Source organism: Yoonia sp. (assembly GCF_017854415.1).
Lineage (GTDB): Bacteria > Pseudomonadota > Alphaproteobacteria > Rhodobacterales > Rhodobacteraceae > Yoonia.
Genome location: NZ_JAFMHR010000078.1, coordinates 1 through 15,302, shown reverse-complemented (window position 1 = coordinate 15,302; position 15,302 = coordinate 1). Strand labels below are relative to the sequence as shown.

The following is a 15,302-nucleotide window of genomic DNA, read 5'->3' as shown; positions in this document are numbered from 1 at the left end:
ATCTTTATCCCCGTAGTCGGCGGCCTGATTGGCAAGCGGCAACCACAATCCGCAAAGGCCAAGGCCGCGCTGCATGCCGCTGAAATTGGCGATCCGCGCGATATGAGCGGCTTTACGGGCGGCTATGTACGTGTGTTGCAGTGGGCAATAATGCGTCCAGCGGCCACTGTTTTGCTGGCGGTTGCATTGCTGCTTGGCGGATTTGGCATGTATGGGCAGTTTGGCAAAGGCGTCACATTCTTCCCGTCTGTTGAACCTGATTTTATGCAGGTGCAGGTCCGTGCCCGCGACAACTTTTCGATCTTTGAACGCGACGCATTGGTGCGCGCTGTCGAAGAGCGCATCCTTGGCTATGACGAAATCGCAAGTATCTACGCGCGCTCGATGATGAGCGCGGGTCAAGGCGACGAAGAAACCATCGGTACCCTCCAATTAGAATTGACCGCATGGGATACGCGCCGCACTGCCGCCGAAATCGGCGTTGATATTCGCGAAAGCGTCGCGGATATCGCGGGCATTGATGTACAGGTCCAAACCGAAAGTGGTGGACCTGCGGCTGGTAAACCTGTGAATCTCCAAATCACCGCCCGCAATGGCGATGCCCAGATTATCGCTGTGCAACAAATCCGCGATGTCATGGACCGTATTGGTGGCTTCACCGATGTCACCGACACGCGTCCCGTGCCAGGGGTCGAGGTTTCTATCCTTGTGAACCGTGCTGAGGCCGCGCGCTTTGGCGCTGATGTCAGCCTGTTGGGGCAAGCGGTGCAATTGCTGACCCAAGGTATTACTGTGGCTGATTACCGTCCCGACGATATCGACGGTTCGCTTGATATTCGTGTGCGTTTCCCGCGCGAAGAACGGTCATTGGCCGAACTTGCAGGGCTGCGCGTGCCGACATCTTCGGGTCTTGTTCCGATCTCGAACTTCGTAACCTTTGCACCGTCACCGCGCACTGGCGTTATTCGGCGTATTGACGAAAAACGTGTCACTACAATCGAGGCGAACGTTGCGCCGGGCATGTTGGTAAACGATCAGGTGATTGCCTTGACCGCCGCGCTGAACGAAACCGAGTTGCCCGCAGGCGTAGAATTCAGCTTTGCAGGCGAGGCCGAGGATCAAGCAGAAAGCATGATCTTTCTTGTAGGCGCCTTCATCACTGCAATCTTTCTGATGTTTGTCATCTTGGTTATCCAGTTCAACAACTTCTACCAAGCCTTTGTGGTCATGAGCGCGATTGTGTTCTCTGTGGCGGGTGTCTTGTTGGGGCTGATCATCACCGGACGCCCATTTGGCATCGTTATGGGTGGCATCGGCGTAATTGCTTTGGCGGGGATCGTTGTGAACAACAACATCATCCTGATCGACACCTACAATGGTCTTAAGCGTGACGGACAATCCCCGCTCGAGGCTGCGTTGCGCACCGGAGCGCAGCGCCTGCGTCCCGTGGTACTTACGTCGATCACGACAGCGCTGGGCCTTATGCCGATGGTGATTGGTTTGAACCTGAACTTCTTCACCCGCGAAATCGTCTATGGCGCGCCATCAACACAGTGGTGGACAGAACTGTCGTCAGCCATCGCTGGCGGATTGGTCGTGGCTACAGTGCTGACGTTGATCGTCACACCAGCCATGTTGATGCTTGGGGAAAAAAGGCGGCACCAGCATGGGGCCGCCAGAACGTCAGGCGACCGCGATCACCAGCCAGTTCCGGCTGAGTGACGCGGTCGTTGACTTAGCCTTGCAAGGACCGCACTTCGATCTCGCCTTCGACGCGGGTTTGCATCGCGAGTACCGCAGCATGTGACGCAGCAGCGGTCGTGAAATACGGGATTTTGCCGTATAGCGCGACCGCCCGAATATCGCGGCTGTCTTCGACCGCTTGCGTGCCTTCTGTCGTGTTGAACACCAGCGCGATATGCTTGTCCTTAAGGCGGTCAACGATAGTCAGCCCACCTTCATAGACTTTGTTGACCACGTCGCAGTCAATCTTGTTTTCAAGCAACCAAGCGGCGGTGCCACGTGTGGCTACGATCTTGAAACCAAGCGCCATCAAAATTTGACCAGCCTCAACCATATCAGCGGTCTTGTCCGCATCTTTGATTGATATGAACACAGTGCCGCTTTCGGGGAGGATCGTTCCAGCGCCCATTTGCGCCTTCAAGAACGCGCGCGGGAAAGACCGATCCCAGCCCATGACTTCACCAGTCGAGCGCATTTCAGGCCCGAGGATCGTATCAACACCGGGGAAGCGGGCAAACGGCAGCACAGCTTCTTTGACCGAGAACCAAGGTGTGTGCGGATCGGCTAGCGTAAACGCATCGCCCATCGGTAGAACCGTCATCGGATCATCTGCGGGCGGGTAGGGCGCGCGCAGCGGGAAGTTCGACAGTGGCTCGCCTGCCATCAATCGGGCGGCGATGGATGCAATCGCGCTATCGGTGGCTTTGGCCACAAATGGCACGGTGCGGGATGCACGCGGGTTCACTTCGATCAGATAGACGGTTTCGTCTTTGACCGCGAACTGGATGTTCATCAGGCCAACCACGTTCAGTGCCTTGGCCAGCGCTTCTGTCTGGACGCGGATTTCGGCGATCATGGCAGCGGACAGCGAATATGGCGGCAAAGAACAGGCACTATCACCCGAATGCACACCAGCCTCTTCGATGTGCTGCATGATGCCTGCGACATGAGTGTCTTTGCCGTCAGACAGGCAGTCAACATCAACTTCGACAGCGCCGGACAGGTAGCTATCCAGCAAAACAGGGCTGTCACCCGAAACCACCACGGCCTCGGAGATATAGCGTTCCAACTGGGCCTGATCGCGTACAATTTCCATCGCGCGACCACCCAAGACATAAGACGGGCGGATCACCAGCGGAAAGCCGATATCTTTTGCGATTTCAAAGGCTTCTTCGTCAGTTGACGCGATCCCGTTGTGTGGCTGTTTCAGGCCAAGCTTTTGAACCAGTTGCTGGAACCGCTCGCGGTCTTCTGCCAGATCAATCGCGTCTGGGGTCGTGCCCAAAATCGGAATGCCTGCTTGTTCAAGCGCATTCGCCAGCTTCAGCGGCGTTTGCCCCCCAAATTGCACGATCACGCCGTGCAAAGTGCCGTTTTCTTGTTCGACCCGCATGATTTCCATCACATGTTCAAACGTTAGCGGCTCAAAATACAACCGATCAGATGTGTCATAGTCAGTCGAAACTGTTTCGGGGTTACAGTTGATCATGATCGTCTCGAAGCCCTGATCGGTCAGGGCATAGCAAGCATGGCAGCAGCAATAATCGAACTCGATCCCTTGGCCGATCCGGTTTGGACCGCCACCCAAAATGACCACTTTCTTGCGGTTGGAAGGCCGCGCTTCGCATTCGACCTCGCCCATAACGGGGTTCTCATAGGTGGAATACATATAAGGGGTTTGCGCCTCAAACTCGGCACCACAAGTATCGATCCGCTTGAAGACAGCGTTGACGCCAAGGTTGCGGCGGGCACGGCGGACTTGATCCTCGTCGCGGCCTGTCAGCGTCGCAAGGCGGGCATCGGTGAAGCCCATCATCTTGATGTCGCGCAAGCCTTTTTCGGTGACGGGCAGGCCGTTTTTGATTAGGCCCGCTTCGGCTTCGATGATTTCGCGGATGCGGGCAAGGAACCAAGGGTCGAACTTTGTGACAGCATAGATGTCGTCGTCTGATAGCCCAAAGCGCATTGCTTGCGCGATCACACGGATCCGGTCGGGGGTTTGCTTGGCCAATGCCTTGGTGATTGCTGCAATGTCGGGCGCACCCGGGATTTTGATGTCATCAAAGCCGGTCAAACCGGTTTCCATCGATGCCAGCGCCTTTTGCATGGATTCGTGGATCGTGCGACCGATTGCCATAACCTCGCCCACGGATTTCATCGCGGTGGTCAAATGTGGTTCAGAACCTGCGAATTTCTCAAAGGCAAAACGTGGGATTTTCGTGACGACATAGTCGATCGTCGGCTCAAAGGATGCGGGGGTGACACCGGTGATGTCATTGTCCAATTCGTCCAGCGTATAGCCGACGGCCAATTTCGCTGCGATCTTAGCAATCGGGAAACCAGTAGCTTTGGATGCCAACGCGGAAGAACGTGAAACGCGCGGGTTCATTTCGATCACGACCATCCGGCCATCGTCAGGGTTCACGGCCCACTGCACGTTGGAACCGCCCGTTTCGACACCGATTTCGCGCAGCACGTTGATGCTGTGCGTGCGCATGATCTGATATTCTTTGTCCGTCAGTGTCAGGGCAGGGGCGACAGTGATCGAATCGCCCGTGTGTACGCCCATTGGGTCAACATTTTCGATGGCACAGACGATGATGGCGTTGTCTGCAGTATCGCGCACGACTTCCATCTCGAACTCTTTCCAGCCAAGCAGGGATTCGTCCACGAGGATCTGACCAACGGGGGACGCATCCATGCCTGTGCGGCAGTAATGTTCGTATTCTTCGCGGTTGTAAGCCACACCACCACCAGTGCCGCCGAGGGTAAAGGCAGGGCGGATAATTGCTGGCAAGCCCACGTATTCGATCGCGTCGATAGCGAGCTGCACCCCTGCTTTGATGTCGCGCTTTCCGTCAACTTCGGGTGCGGTAATGATCGTCGCTTTGGGGTTTTCGATGCCAAGGCGGTCCATCGCTTCGCGGAATAGTTTGCGATCTTCCGCCATTTCAATGGCTTCACGCTTGGCGCCGATCATTTCGACGCCGTATTTTTCCAGCACACCCATGTCGGCAAGTGCCAGCGATGTGTTCAAACCGGTTTGGCCGCCCATCGTGGGCAACAAGGCGTCAGGGCGTTCTTTTTCGATAATTTTGGCGACGACCTCTGGGGTGATCGGCTCTATATATGTCGCATCCGCCAGCCCGGGGTCTGTCATGATTGTCGCCGGATTGGAGTTCACCAAAATAACCCGGTAGCCTTCTTCGCGCAGGGCTTTGCAGGCTTGTGCGCCGGAGTAATCGAACTCGCAGGCTTGACCGATAATAATGGGACCCGCGCCGATAATCATGATCGACTTGATGTCGGTACGCTTTGGCATGGCAGGCCCCCTAAGATGCAAATTGTCCTGCGTTATAGGGATGGTGTCCGCGGGTGCAAGAGGCGATGGCGCGATACAAAGGCGAGATTGGCTGGAAAGTGATGTTGCGCGGCTGTTTCACCCATAGTTTGATCAGATTTCACGAAATCTGATGCCTCCGGCGGGGATATTTATGCTCTGAAGAAGCGAATGGTTGACTTCGACGGGTCAAAGGGGTGTATCGGGCCAAGAAATTATCCGTTTGAGGACTTGACCCATGCATGCTTACCGCAGTCACACCTGTGCCGATCTGACCGCCGCGAATGTTGGCGAAACTGTACGCCTTTCTGGCTGGGTCAACCGCGTGCGCGATCATGGTGGCATCTTGTTTATCGATCTGCGCGATCATTACGGCATCACACAGGTTTTATGCGATCCAGACTCGGCGGCTTTTGCTGACGTTGAAAAGGTGCGGTCTGAATGGTGTATCCGCATTGATGGCGAAGTGAAGGCCCGCGACCCAGAGCTGGTGAATGCCAAGTTGCCAACTGGCGAGGTCGAAGTCTTTGTTCGTGGTATCGAAGTCTTGGGTGCATCCAAAGAATTGCCTTTGATGGTGTTTGGTGATCAGGAATACCCTGAAGAAACCCGTTTGAAGTATCGCTATCTTGATCTGCGCCGTGAAGCGATGCAGGAAAACATGAAGTTGCGGTCTGATGTTGTGGCATCCATGCGCCGCCGCATGTGGGACAAGGGTTTTCGCGAATTCCAAACACCGATTATCACCGCATCAAGCCCTGAAGGCGCGCGCGATTTCTTGGTGCCGTCGCGTCTGCATCCCGGCAAGTTTTACGCGTTGCCGCAGGCCCCCCAGCAGTTCAAACAGCTGATCATGGTGTCTGGCTATGACAAGTATTTCCAGATTGCGCCCTGTTTCCGCGATGAAGATCCGCGTGCCGACCGCTCGCCCACAGATTTCTATCAACTTGATCTAGAGATGTCGTTCGTCGAGCAGCAGGACGTATTCGATACGATCCAGCCCGTAATTACCGGTATTTTCGAAGAGTTCGGCAAAGGCCGCAACGTCGACCAAACATGGGAGCAGATTAGCTACCGTGATGCGGCCCTATGGTACGGCAGCGACAAGCCTGACTTGCGCAACCCGATCAAGATGCAGGTTGTATCAGAGCATTTTGCAGGCTCGGGTTTTGCGATTTTCGCCAAGCTGCTAGAGCAAGAAGGCACCGAAGTGCGCGCAATCCCCGCGCCGACGGGCGGCAGCCGCAAGTTCTGCGACCGCATGAATGCATTCGCCCAGAAAGAGGGTCTGCCAGGTATGGGTTACATCTTCTGGCGCGAGAAAACTGCAGATGCTGTTGCGCAAGAGCTGGGCATCACTGTCAAAGAAGCCCAAGCCAAGCTGAAATCCGGTGAAGTCGAAGGCGGCATGGAAGCGGCTGGTCCTTTGGCAAAGAACATCGGCCCAGAGCGCACTGAAGCGATCCGCCAGCAATTGGGTCTTGGCCTTGGCGATGCAGCGTTCTTCCTCGGTGGCAAACCGAAGGCATTCGAAGGCGTAGCCGGCAAGGCACGCAACGTGATCGGCGAAGACTTGGGTCTGACCGACAAGAACCGCTTTGCGTTTGCATGGATCGTGGATTTCCCGATCTATGAGCAGGACGCAGAGACTGGCAAGATCGACTTTGAACACAACCCTTTCTCGATGCCGCAGGGCGGTATGGAAGCCCTCGAAGGTAATCCGCTTGAGGTGCTAGGTTATCAGTATGACCTAGCCTGCAACGGGTACGAACTGGTGTCCGGTGCTATCAGGAACCACCGCCCCGAGATTATGTTCAAAGCGTTCGAGATCGCAGGCTACGGCCCCGACGAAGTGCGCAAGCGCTTTGGCGGCATGGTCAACGCGTTCCAGTATGGCGCACCGCCCCACGGAGGTTGTGCAGCTGGTATCGACCGGATTGTGATGCTGCTAGCGGATGCATCGAACATCCGCGAAGTCATCATGTTCCCGATGAACCAGCGCGCCGAAGATTTGATGATGGACGCCCCAAGCGAACCTTTGAACGAACAGATGCGCGAATTACATCTCCGCGTTCTGCCGCAAAAAAGCTAAATCGGCCCTGCGGCCGTAATTCGCGATTGCACCATCTCAGACAGTGAAGCGACCCCTTGATCGGGGTTGCGACCTGCATTTCGAATTTGCGCCAAACAAGTCACTGCGCGGTCCATGTCGTAGTCGCGAGCGCTGCGCGCTACACCGCCCAAGAATTGCGTAACGTAATCAAGGGTGTTTTCGCCAGCATCCCGATCCAGAACTTGTGCAATATGGTTCAGGTCGTCTTGGTAGACGACCAAGTCTGGACTGATCACTTCGTCCTCTATCAATCTAGGTGTGGGTGGTTGGCAATTCGCGGGCAAATGCGCCAAGATGACTGATTGAAACGCGACCAGACTGTCCACCGGCTTTTCGATGAAATCGTCAGCACCAGCTGCCAAGACGGCAGCTCTTTGCGTACCATCCCCACTGGTTCCAACAATGACATCGATCCTTGGTGCGGCTTCGGCGATCGTGGTGATCAGATCGATCCCAGAGCCGTCTGGCAGGCCGACGTCCACAATAAGAACTGTCGGCAGACAGATCGCCAAATGCCGATGCGCGGTTTCCAAACTGTCGGCCCGCCTGATCCGCGCGCCAGAGCGCAGGCACATCATGCGCACAGCCTCGCTTGCGAAACGGCTGTCTTCGACCACGAGAACCGTCTGCCCCAAAAGAGGTCGGCGCGCGGTCGGGGCGCGTATCAGCGAGAATGCATCGATTGAGTCCATGGCGATTCGCCCCCTTTGTCGTCGGTTCATCTATCAAAGCAGAACAAGGTGAACAGATTGTTAACTTCATCCCGCGTTGCGCTTGGCATCATCGCAGGCCATATTGCGCAAAAAGGAGAATGCTCATGATTGGTCGCCTCAACCACGTCGCAATTGCCGTACCGGACCTGGAAGCTGCAAGCGCGCAATACCGCACCATGCTGGGCGCCGATGTAGGTGCGCCTCAAGATGAACCTGACCACGGTGTCACGGTTGTTTTCATCACGCTGCCGAACACCAAAATCGAATTGCTTTATCCGCTGGGCGAAGGGTCCCCGATCCAAGGCTTCTTGGACAAGAACCCATCGGGCGGCATGCATCATGTCTGCTACGAAGTCGATGACATCATGGCTGCTCGCGATCACCTGCTTAAAGAAGGCGCGCGGGTTCTGGGCAATGGCGAGCCAAAAATCGGCGCGCACGGCAAACCGGTGCTTTTCTTGCATCCAAAGGACTTTAACGGCTGTCTGGTAGAACTGGAACAGGTGTAGCCCTTGCCCTGACCGCCGATCGACGTATTTGTCTGGCATACGCTTTTATAAAGGAAAACTCCCATGGGTCCTGTATCCGGCCTTGTACTTTTCGCTGTCATTTGGACGATTGTTTTCTTCATTGTTCTGCCGCTGCGGCTTGAAACCCAAGGCGAAGCGGGTGAAATTGTGCCGGGGACCCATGCGTCTTCGCCCGCGAATTTCAGCTTCAAACGCAAAGCGAAAGTAACGACGATGTTCGCCTTTCCGATCTGGCTGGTGATTGCGACTGTGCTGTTGACGGGTGCCGTCAGCATTCGCGACATCGACTGGTTTGAGCGGATGTCGACGCCAGAGGTCAGTCGCGACTAACTGTGTGATAAAGATGGGTAAAGGTTGCTGCCCCTAGGATCGGGATGAACAGATTAACCAGCGGGAATGATAGCGGGACGGCCATCAGGCAGCCGGCAAGCCAGATTTTCCCCTGATGTTCTTTGCGCAGGTCTTTGGCGGCAGCGCGCCCGATGCGGCGCATGGCGGCAAGCTGAAAGTATTCCCGCCCGAGCAGGAACCCGTTCAGTGCATAGAAGATGAAGAATGCTGCGAATGGAAAGATCACATAGAACACGAATGCAAAGATATTCGCCGCGATCAACACGCCAAGGAAATTGACTGTATCACGTAGCCCGTCGCTGAAATTGACTGATGGCACCGTGGGCAGGTTTGGGAAATATTCATCCTCGACCGCTTGGGCGACCTCATCCAAGAACAGCGATGTGATCGCGGAAGCGACGGGGACCATCAAAAAGATCGAAAGCACCAAAACAAGGCCCAACGATCCCCAACTTAGCAAATCGCCCAGCCATGTTACTTCGCCTACGCCCGGCAGGATGATCGGTGCAGCAGTCAGCCATTCGACCAGCCACAAAAGTACGGCATAAAGCCCCACCAAGAGCGCGATCGTCAAACCGATACCGCGCCACAGCACCTTGCGAAAACGTGGGTCAGGCAACTGGGCAAGCGCCTTGAGGAACGAGGTTAGGATCATGTATCTACCCACGTGGTGATTGCATCCAGATCAGGGCGAGGCCGTTCTGGCGGCGGGTTCGTCTCTGTTCCGATATGGATGAAGCCAGCGACGGTCTCGTGGGACGCCAGTCGCAGACCTTCGGTGATAAAGGTGCGGTCATGACTAGCCCAGCCGGACAACCAATTGGCACCCCATCCCGCTGCAAGTGCTGCGTTCACAAGGGCTAGGCAAACCGCACCGGCCGAATAGACCTGTTCGATTTGGGGGATCTTGTCAGTCGGTTTCGGACTACTAATCACGGCAATAGCCAAGTCCGCATTGCCAAACTGATCGGTAGCCTTGGTGATCTTGTCAGGATCAATGCCAAGGGCGACGCCACGTGTAGGCACCATCTGTGACAGGCGGGTCAATGCAGGTCTGGTCAGCACAATAAAGCGCCAGGGTTCTAGCTTGCCATGATCGGGTGTGCGGGCGGCGGCAGTGAGCAAGGGCATCAGCGCCGGGCGGTCCGGGACAGGTGTTGTTAGCGTCTTTGAAGGACGCGAACGACGGGTCAGCAAAAAATCAAGGGCGGCAGGATTTGGCGTGGGCATCATGAAGTCCTGTAGTTGGTTGTCTCGCAAATATGGTTGCTGGGGAACAAAGACAACCGGCGCGCTATAAGGCTGCTTTTATGTCGGCGATCCAGGCGTCCAAAAAGGCATCAAACCGTGGGTCAGGCTGGCGTAAGGGAAAGACCTCGGCAAAAGGATCAGGCGCCGTGATCAGGCTGCCGGACATTTCCTGCAAGACGTTATGGCCGCAAAAGGGGACGTAGGTTTCCGAGTATCCGCCTTCATGCACCATCAATAGCTTGCCGTCGCAGACATCATCCGCAAGCGCCAATACCTGACGGGTCATCATCGCAAAGGTTTCAGCCGTGGCCAACATGCGACCTAACGGATCGTTGGCAGCAGCGTCATAGCCGCAGGCGATGATCAACACATCAGGGGCAAAGTCGCGAATGGCCGGCAGGGCAAGGCGGTCCATCGCGGCCAAATAACCCGTGTGACCTGTGCCGGGTGGAAGTGGGATATTCAGGTTATAACCAATCCCATCACCCGCTCCGCGATCGGCAAAATCACCTGTATCCATGGGATAATTGCGGTCTTGATGCAATGATACGGTCAACACGTCGGAGCGTTCATAAAACACGGCTTCCGTTCCGTTCCCATGATGAACATCCCAATCCAAAACAGCAAAGCGCTGGGCAAGGCCTGCGGCCTTTGCGGCCTCGATCGCAATGCCGATGTTGTTCAATAGGCAAAAACCGTTGGGATAATCGGGCAGGCAATGATGTCCGGGTGGACGGGATAATGAATAAGCGTTGGCGACGTCACCCTTAAGAACAGCGGCAAGAGCAGTCTTTGCCAGTCCAGCCGATTGCGCGGCCAATTCATATCCGCCCGGACCAAATGGAGTACGCCTGCCCAATTCGCCACCGCCTGCATCAGAAAGCGCCTTAAACTGATCCAGATAGTGAGCGGGATGGACACGCAACAAATCCTCACGCGTTGCAGGGTCTGCACCAGACATCACGAGCGCGCGGGCCAAACCGGTCACTTCAATCAAGTTCTTGAGCCGGCGCTTGGTCTCTGGGCTCTCAGGTAATCCACCATCCAACGGTTGCACCAAACCACCCACCGGCAACATGCCTGCATAGTTGCCGCCGCCATGCCAGAAACAACGCTCATCCCAATAAAACCCGGTCGACATATGGCTCTTCATCCCTTCTTTTGTTCTTAAATACCTCTGCCGGAGGCTCCGATGCGCACTACGAGCTCAAGTTTTTCGCAGCCGGTAAACCCCTTCTGGCAGATCCAAGGCGGCCTCAAGATCGCGCAACTGGCTCAAGGAGAGTGTGACTTGTACCGATGTATTGGTGCGCGGGTCCCACTGGTTGATTGTGACGCAGTCATCAAACGCGTTAACGATTACATCCTCCTTTAGCGGGGCCTTACCTTCGTCGACCAACGTGATAACCGTGGCATCATACTCGTGTTCTATCGTAAACATGGAGCAAGCCTAGCGTGGGGCTGCGGGCGGTGCAATCCGCGCTGGAATGGTCAAATGCGTGTGTTATAGTTCGTCCGACACATCATTTACCGGAGCAGCGACATGCGTTTTCTAACTCTAGGACTCATTTTGACACTTGCCGCTTGTACGCCCGTCATGGTGGACAAACCTGACGAAGCGCGGGTGATGCAAACCACAGTTGCGCCTGCAAAGCTGGCCCAAAGACAAGCGATCGAGAACTTCAATTTTGCGGTCGCGCGGATTGAACCTGTGGCAGAGAGGCTGTGTCGGCAGCGCAATCCAAGTCAAAACTGCGATTTTCAAATCATCGTTGACGACCGACCTAACCAGCCAGTGAACGCTTACCAAACACTGGATCGCAACGGTCGACCGATTATCGCGTTCACGGTGCCGCTGATTGAAGATGCGCGCAACCGCGACGAAATCGCTTTTGTTATGGCACACGAGGCCGCGCATCACATTGAAGGGCATATCGCGCGCCAGCAGGCAAACGCACAGATTGGTGCGGTTTTGATTGGCGGGTTGGCCGGGGCATTGGGGGCAAACGATCAAAGCACCATCGACCTAGCGACCCGTATCGGGGCCGGTGTCGGTGCGCGCAGCTATTCCAAAGATTTTGAGCTTGAGGCAGACGCTCTGGGCGCACGCATCGCCGCCGCAGCCGGGTTTGATCCGTTGAACGGCGCGCAATTCTTTTTCCGAGTTCCCGATCCAGGGGACCGCTTTTTGGGAACTCATCCAGCCAATGCCGATCGTTTGCGCACGGTGCAGCGGGTGGCGGCAGGGCTTTAGCGTGGGCTAAGCGACTGCGACCACTGAAATTGTGATAGCGGCAAAAAAACAGGCTGATGCTGCAACCACAAAGCCATGCCAAATCGCGATAGAGAATTTCATCGTTTCAGAGGCATAGAACGGCACACCTGCCGTATAAAGCAGGCCTCCAACTGCCATGAGGATCATCGCCGACACAGGCACCAGAGGCCAAAGTGCCCAGATCAATGCAAGGCTAAGCCAGCCCATAATCAGATACAGCGCAGGTCCAAACCGACCCGGCGTGCGCCAGAAGAACAGTTTTAGCACGACGCCCACGACCGCGAGCGTCCATACGATGGAAAGCACTGCATAGGCAAAACCACTGCCGATCAGTACGACCAGCGGCGTGTAGGTGCCTGCAATCTTAAGATAAATCGCAGCATGATCAAAACGGCGCAACAACGGTCTGACATTTTCCCAGGGTGTGAAATGATACATCGCCGAGGCTGCAAATGTCGCGATCAACGTCGCCCCATAGACGGCAATCGCCAGCATTTGCATTGGTGCGGCCACGTCTGCGGACCAAACCATTAGCAAAATCGCGCCCGTCAATGCGCCCAACACGCCAATCGCATGCATCGTGCCATCAGCAATGCGTTCAGAGCGTGCGTAGGTGGGATACATGGCGACTTCCTTTGGTTTATAACATCAAGTTAGGTGGACCACGCAGAGGGTCAATTGTTTCGTTGGGTCAGTCTTGGGACTTGGCAGTGTGCCGCAGATCGCACAAAGATGTTGCGACAAGGTCAAAGCGCGAAAAGGAAAGCATCCATGTGGCAGCAAATACTGCGGGTTAGGCAGCGTGCAATCTGGTCATGGGCCGGGTTCTTTCACGTGTATAAAACCGAAGGCTCATTATCTCAGTGGCTGGTTGCCAACGCTATTTTTGGCGTGTTGGCTTTTGCGCTGCCACTGTCTGCGGGCGAGCGGGGGATGCTATTGATGGGCGGGATTATCGTGCTGGCCGCCGAATGCATGAACACAGCAATAGAACGGGTGGTCGACGATATCAGCACTGAAAAGCGAGATGCGGCAATGCAGGCCAAAGACTGCGGTTCTGCGGCAGTGGCCGTGACCGCGATTGGGGTCGGTGTGGCATGGGTTTGTGTGGTCGTCGGATTGATCTGGTAGAACGCGGCTCTTTCCTTAGGTGGTATAAGACCTAGTTCGTTACTCAACAGATTTAGGAGAACACTATGCGCCTGACCACTTTAACCCTCGCCTTGTTTCCAATGACCGCTTTTGCTGCGGGCGAAGAAAGCTTTACACCGCCCACACCGTCCGAGACGACAACCGTATGTGACGCGGGGCTGATTTGGGATTTGGCGACCGAAACCTGCATGGACCCCGCGGACAGCAGCAATGATGATAGCGCGCGGATGAACGATGTGCGTGAATTGGCCTACGAAGGATATCTGCAAGCGGCGTTGAATGTACTCGATACGCTGGATGATCCGTCAGATACGATGGCGCTGACCTATTATGGGTTTACCCACCGCAAAGCAGGGCGCACTGATCTGGGAATGACGTACTACAAGGCCGCTTTGCAGGCCGATCCGGACAATGTGCTGGCGCGGTCCTATATGGGGCAAGGGTTTGCCGAAGCAGGCGATATGGTACTGGCGCAGGCTGAATTGACCGAAATCCGGATGCGGGGCGGGCGCGGCACATGGGCGGAATGGTCCTTGCGGCAGGCAATCTCGACGGGAACTGGCTACAGCTATTAACTTGATCTAGCGCAAGGCGGGGCGTTTTCGGACATGTATTCTAAGCATGACCGAACAAAGGAGACCCCGTCATGCAGACCCTCGGAAACGCCCGCGACCACTTTTGGCGCGTTGTTAAAATGGCCACCGCTAACAATGTCGACCTGTCGACAGCACTTGATGAAGGTGTGATCGATATCGAGCAATACGCGGGCATGATCACGGGCTGCCAAGGCTGCACGCAGGTTGGCAAATGCGACAAGCTGCTGGCGCGGATGCCGCAGTTGGACAAGGCACCGGATTACTGCGTGAACGGCGATACGTTTGCGGAACTGCGCAGCACCTAAGACAGACCCTGATTTCCAGCCCGACATAAGTGCGACCAAGCGGACGCTTGCAAAATTGCTGCGTTGGGCTAACTTTCTTGCATGAATTAATCGCAGGAGGAAATAATGCGTCTCACAGTACTCGCCCTTGCCTTGCTGCCGATCGCGGCACAGGCCCAAAGCACAACGACACCCACCCCGACAGAGCCTTTGGCCCAAGCCCAAAGCTGCCCCGTTGGTATGGCGTGGAATGCGGGCGCAGGCGCCTGCACAGAGGCAACAGATGCTGCATCACCGCTCAAAGGACTTGGCGGACCAAGTGGATGCAGCCACGGTGCCGCCCGCGAGGTTATGTCCTGATCGCAGGACAAGCCCCTGAAAGTCATTGAAAATGCGCTAAGCGACCGTGGATCAAAATACGCGGTCTCTGGTGGTGCTGTCGGATCAGCAGACGAGGTGAAAGCCTTTGTCAAAACGCTGTGTCGCCGCAAGAAATTCGCAAAGGCCACGCATAATACCTGGGCGGTTTTGCTGCCTGACGGCCCCCTTAAAAACGATGACGGCGAAAGCGGCGCAGGCATGGTGATCCTGCGGATGCTGGAGCGTGAAGGGCTGGAGGGGCATATCATCGTGGTGACACGGTGGTTTGGCGGCACGAAGCTGGGCGGAGATAGGTTTCGCAGGGTGCAGGACGCGGTGCGGGTTTATTTGGATGATATGTAGGTTGCGGTGATTTCCAACAGAGGGCAGCCCCTGACCCTGGGTGGGGGGCTGCCGGGCAGTTGTATCGATTGGCACAAGTACGATTTTGTGTGGATATACCCATCAGGGCCCTTGCTCCGATTCAAATTTCGCAACAAGGGCTAAAGAAAGCGCTATTAGTTGTTTCGTCGTATCGAGAGAGTGTCCGACCTTCTGTGTATTAGCAATATGGTCCATGCTTCATTAACGAAG

17 protein-coding genes are annotated in these 15,302 nt (G+C 55.6%); 10 read left to right on the top strand and 7 right to left on the bottom strand.

All coding sequences use genetic code 11. The annotated features are described in order from the left end of the window. The coding region (locus QZ197_RS10080; RefSeq protein ID WP_296431788.1) for an efflux RND transporter permease subunit at positions 1–1,722 on the top strand (1,722 nt) is incomplete at its 5' end. A 13-nt stretch (positions 1,723–1,735) separates the two neighbouring features. On the opposite strand, the gene carB is transcribed toward QZ197_RS10080, so the two are convergent. Further along, positions 1,736–5,065 carry a carbamoyl-phosphate synthase large subunit gene (gene carB / locus QZ197_RS10075; RefSeq protein ID WP_296431787.1) on the bottom strand — a complete coding sequence of 1,110 codons (3,330 nt, stop codon included), beginning with the start codon at positions 5,063–5,065 and terminating at the stop codon, positions 1,736–1,738. 256 nt (positions 5,066–5,321) lie between these two features. On the opposite strand from carB, the gene aspS reads away from it, so the two are divergent. Further along, positions 5,322–7,175 (top strand): aspartate--tRNA ligase, encoded by a 1,854-nt coding sequence (gene aspS / locus QZ197_RS10070; protein ID WP_296431786.1) that lies wholly within the window; start codon positions 5,322–5,324, stop codon positions 7,173–7,175. Here the strand turns inward: aspS and QZ197_RS10065 are convergent. Next, complete coding sequence (locus QZ197_RS10065; protein ID WP_296431784.1) at positions 7,172–7,888, bottom strand: response regulator; 717 nt, start codon at positions 7,886–7,888, stop codon at positions 7,172–7,174. The two genes, aspS and QZ197_RS10065, sit on opposite strands and share 4 nt — an antisense overlap. Positions 7,889–8,013: 125 nt before the next feature. On the opposite strand from QZ197_RS10065, the gene mce reads away from it, so the two are divergent. Both mce and QZ197_RS10055 read left to right on the top strand, forming a co-directional pair. After that, complete coding sequence (gene mce, locus QZ197_RS10060) at positions 8,014–8,418, top strand: methylmalonyl-CoA epimerase (protein WP_296431783.1); 405 nt, start codon at positions 8,014–8,016, stop codon at positions 8,416–8,418. Between the two features lie 63 nt (positions 8,419–8,481). Continuing rightward, positions 8,482–8,769: a DUF1467 family protein gene (locus QZ197_RS10055; protein ID WP_296431782.1), complete on the top strand. Its 288-nt coding sequence runs from the start codon at positions 8,482–8,484 to the stop codon at positions 8,767–8,769. Here the strand turns inward: QZ197_RS10055 and QZ197_RS10050 are convergent. From QZ197_RS10050 to QZ197_RS10035, 4 genes are all read right to left on the bottom strand, one after another. After that, positions 8,756–9,445, bottom strand: coding sequence for an EI24 domain-containing protein (locus QZ197_RS10050; protein WP_296431781.1), 690 nt, complete (start codon positions 9,443–9,445; stop codon positions 8,756–8,758). The genes QZ197_RS10055 and QZ197_RS10050 overlap by 14 nt on opposite strands. After that, complete coding sequence (locus QZ197_RS10045) at positions 9,442–10,020, bottom strand: nitroreductase (RefSeq protein ID WP_296431779.1); 579 nt, start codon at positions 10,018–10,020, stop codon at positions 9,442–9,444. Before QZ197_RS10045 ends, QZ197_RS10050 begins: the two co-directional genes overlap by 4 nt. A gap of 64 nt (positions 10,021–10,084) precedes the next feature. Beyond that, the gene (locus tag QZ197_RS10040; protein ID WP_296431778.1) at positions 10,085–11,182 is read right to left on the bottom strand and encodes a class II histone deacetylase; all 1,098 of its coding nucleotides are present in this window, start codon (positions 11,180–11,182) and stop codon (positions 10,085–10,087) included. 66 nt (positions 11,183–11,248) lie between these two features. Further along, positions 11,249–11,482, bottom strand: coding sequence for a hypothetical protein (locus QZ197_RS10035; protein WP_296431777.1), 234 nt, complete (start codon positions 11,480–11,482; stop codon positions 11,249–11,251). A 102-nt stretch (positions 11,483–11,584) separates the two neighbouring features. Here QZ197_RS10035 and QZ197_RS10030 point away from each other — a divergent pair, with 102 nt between their 5' ends. After that, positions 11,585–12,295: a M48 family metalloprotease gene (locus QZ197_RS10030; protein WP_296431776.1), complete on the top strand. Its 711-nt coding sequence runs from the start codon at positions 11,585–11,587 to the stop codon at positions 12,293–12,295. Between the two features lie 6 nt (positions 12,296–12,301). On the opposite strand, the gene QZ197_RS10025 is transcribed toward QZ197_RS10030, so the two are convergent. Further along, positions 12,302–12,940 carry a hemolysin III family protein gene (locus QZ197_RS10025; protein ID WP_296431773.1) on the bottom strand — a complete coding sequence of 213 codons (639 nt, stop codon included), beginning with the start codon at positions 12,938–12,940 and terminating at the stop codon, positions 12,302–12,304. 147 nt (positions 12,941–13,087) lie between these two features. On the opposite strand from QZ197_RS10025, the gene QZ197_RS10020 reads away from it, so the two are divergent. The 5 genes from QZ197_RS10020 to QZ197_RS10000 all read left to right on the top strand — a co-directional run bounded on the left by QZ197_RS10020 (position 13,088) and on the right by QZ197_RS10000 (position 15,071). Then, entirely contained in the window at positions 13,088–13,447 is a 360-nt protein-coding gene (locus QZ197_RS10020; RefSeq protein ID WP_296431772.1) for a diacylglycerol kinase, read from the top strand. Between the two features lie 65 nt (positions 13,448–13,512). Next, a complete protein-coding gene (locus tag QZ197_RS10015; protein ID WP_296431771.1) occupies positions 13,513–14,043 on the top strand; it encodes a hypothetical protein in 531 nt (176 codons plus the stop codon). Between the two features lie 71 nt (positions 14,044–14,114). After that, complete coding sequence (locus QZ197_RS10010; RefSeq protein ID WP_296431770.1) at positions 14,115–14,369, top strand: DUF6455 family protein; 255 nt, start codon at positions 14,115–14,117, stop codon at positions 14,367–14,369. A 105-nt stretch (positions 14,370–14,474) separates the two neighbouring features. After that, the gene (locus QZ197_RS10005) at positions 14,475–14,708 is read left to right on the top strand and encodes a hypothetical protein (protein ID WP_296431769.1); all 234 of its coding nucleotides are present in this window, start codon (positions 14,475–14,477) and stop codon (positions 14,706–14,708) included. A 15-nt stretch (positions 14,709–14,723) separates the two neighbouring features. After that, positions 14,724–15,071 carry a YigZ family protein gene (locus QZ197_RS10000; protein WP_296431789.1) on the top strand — a complete coding sequence of 116 codons (348 nt, stop codon included), beginning with the start codon at positions 14,724–14,726 and terminating at the stop codon, positions 15,069–15,071. Positions 15,072–15,302: the final 231 nt, after the last annotated feature.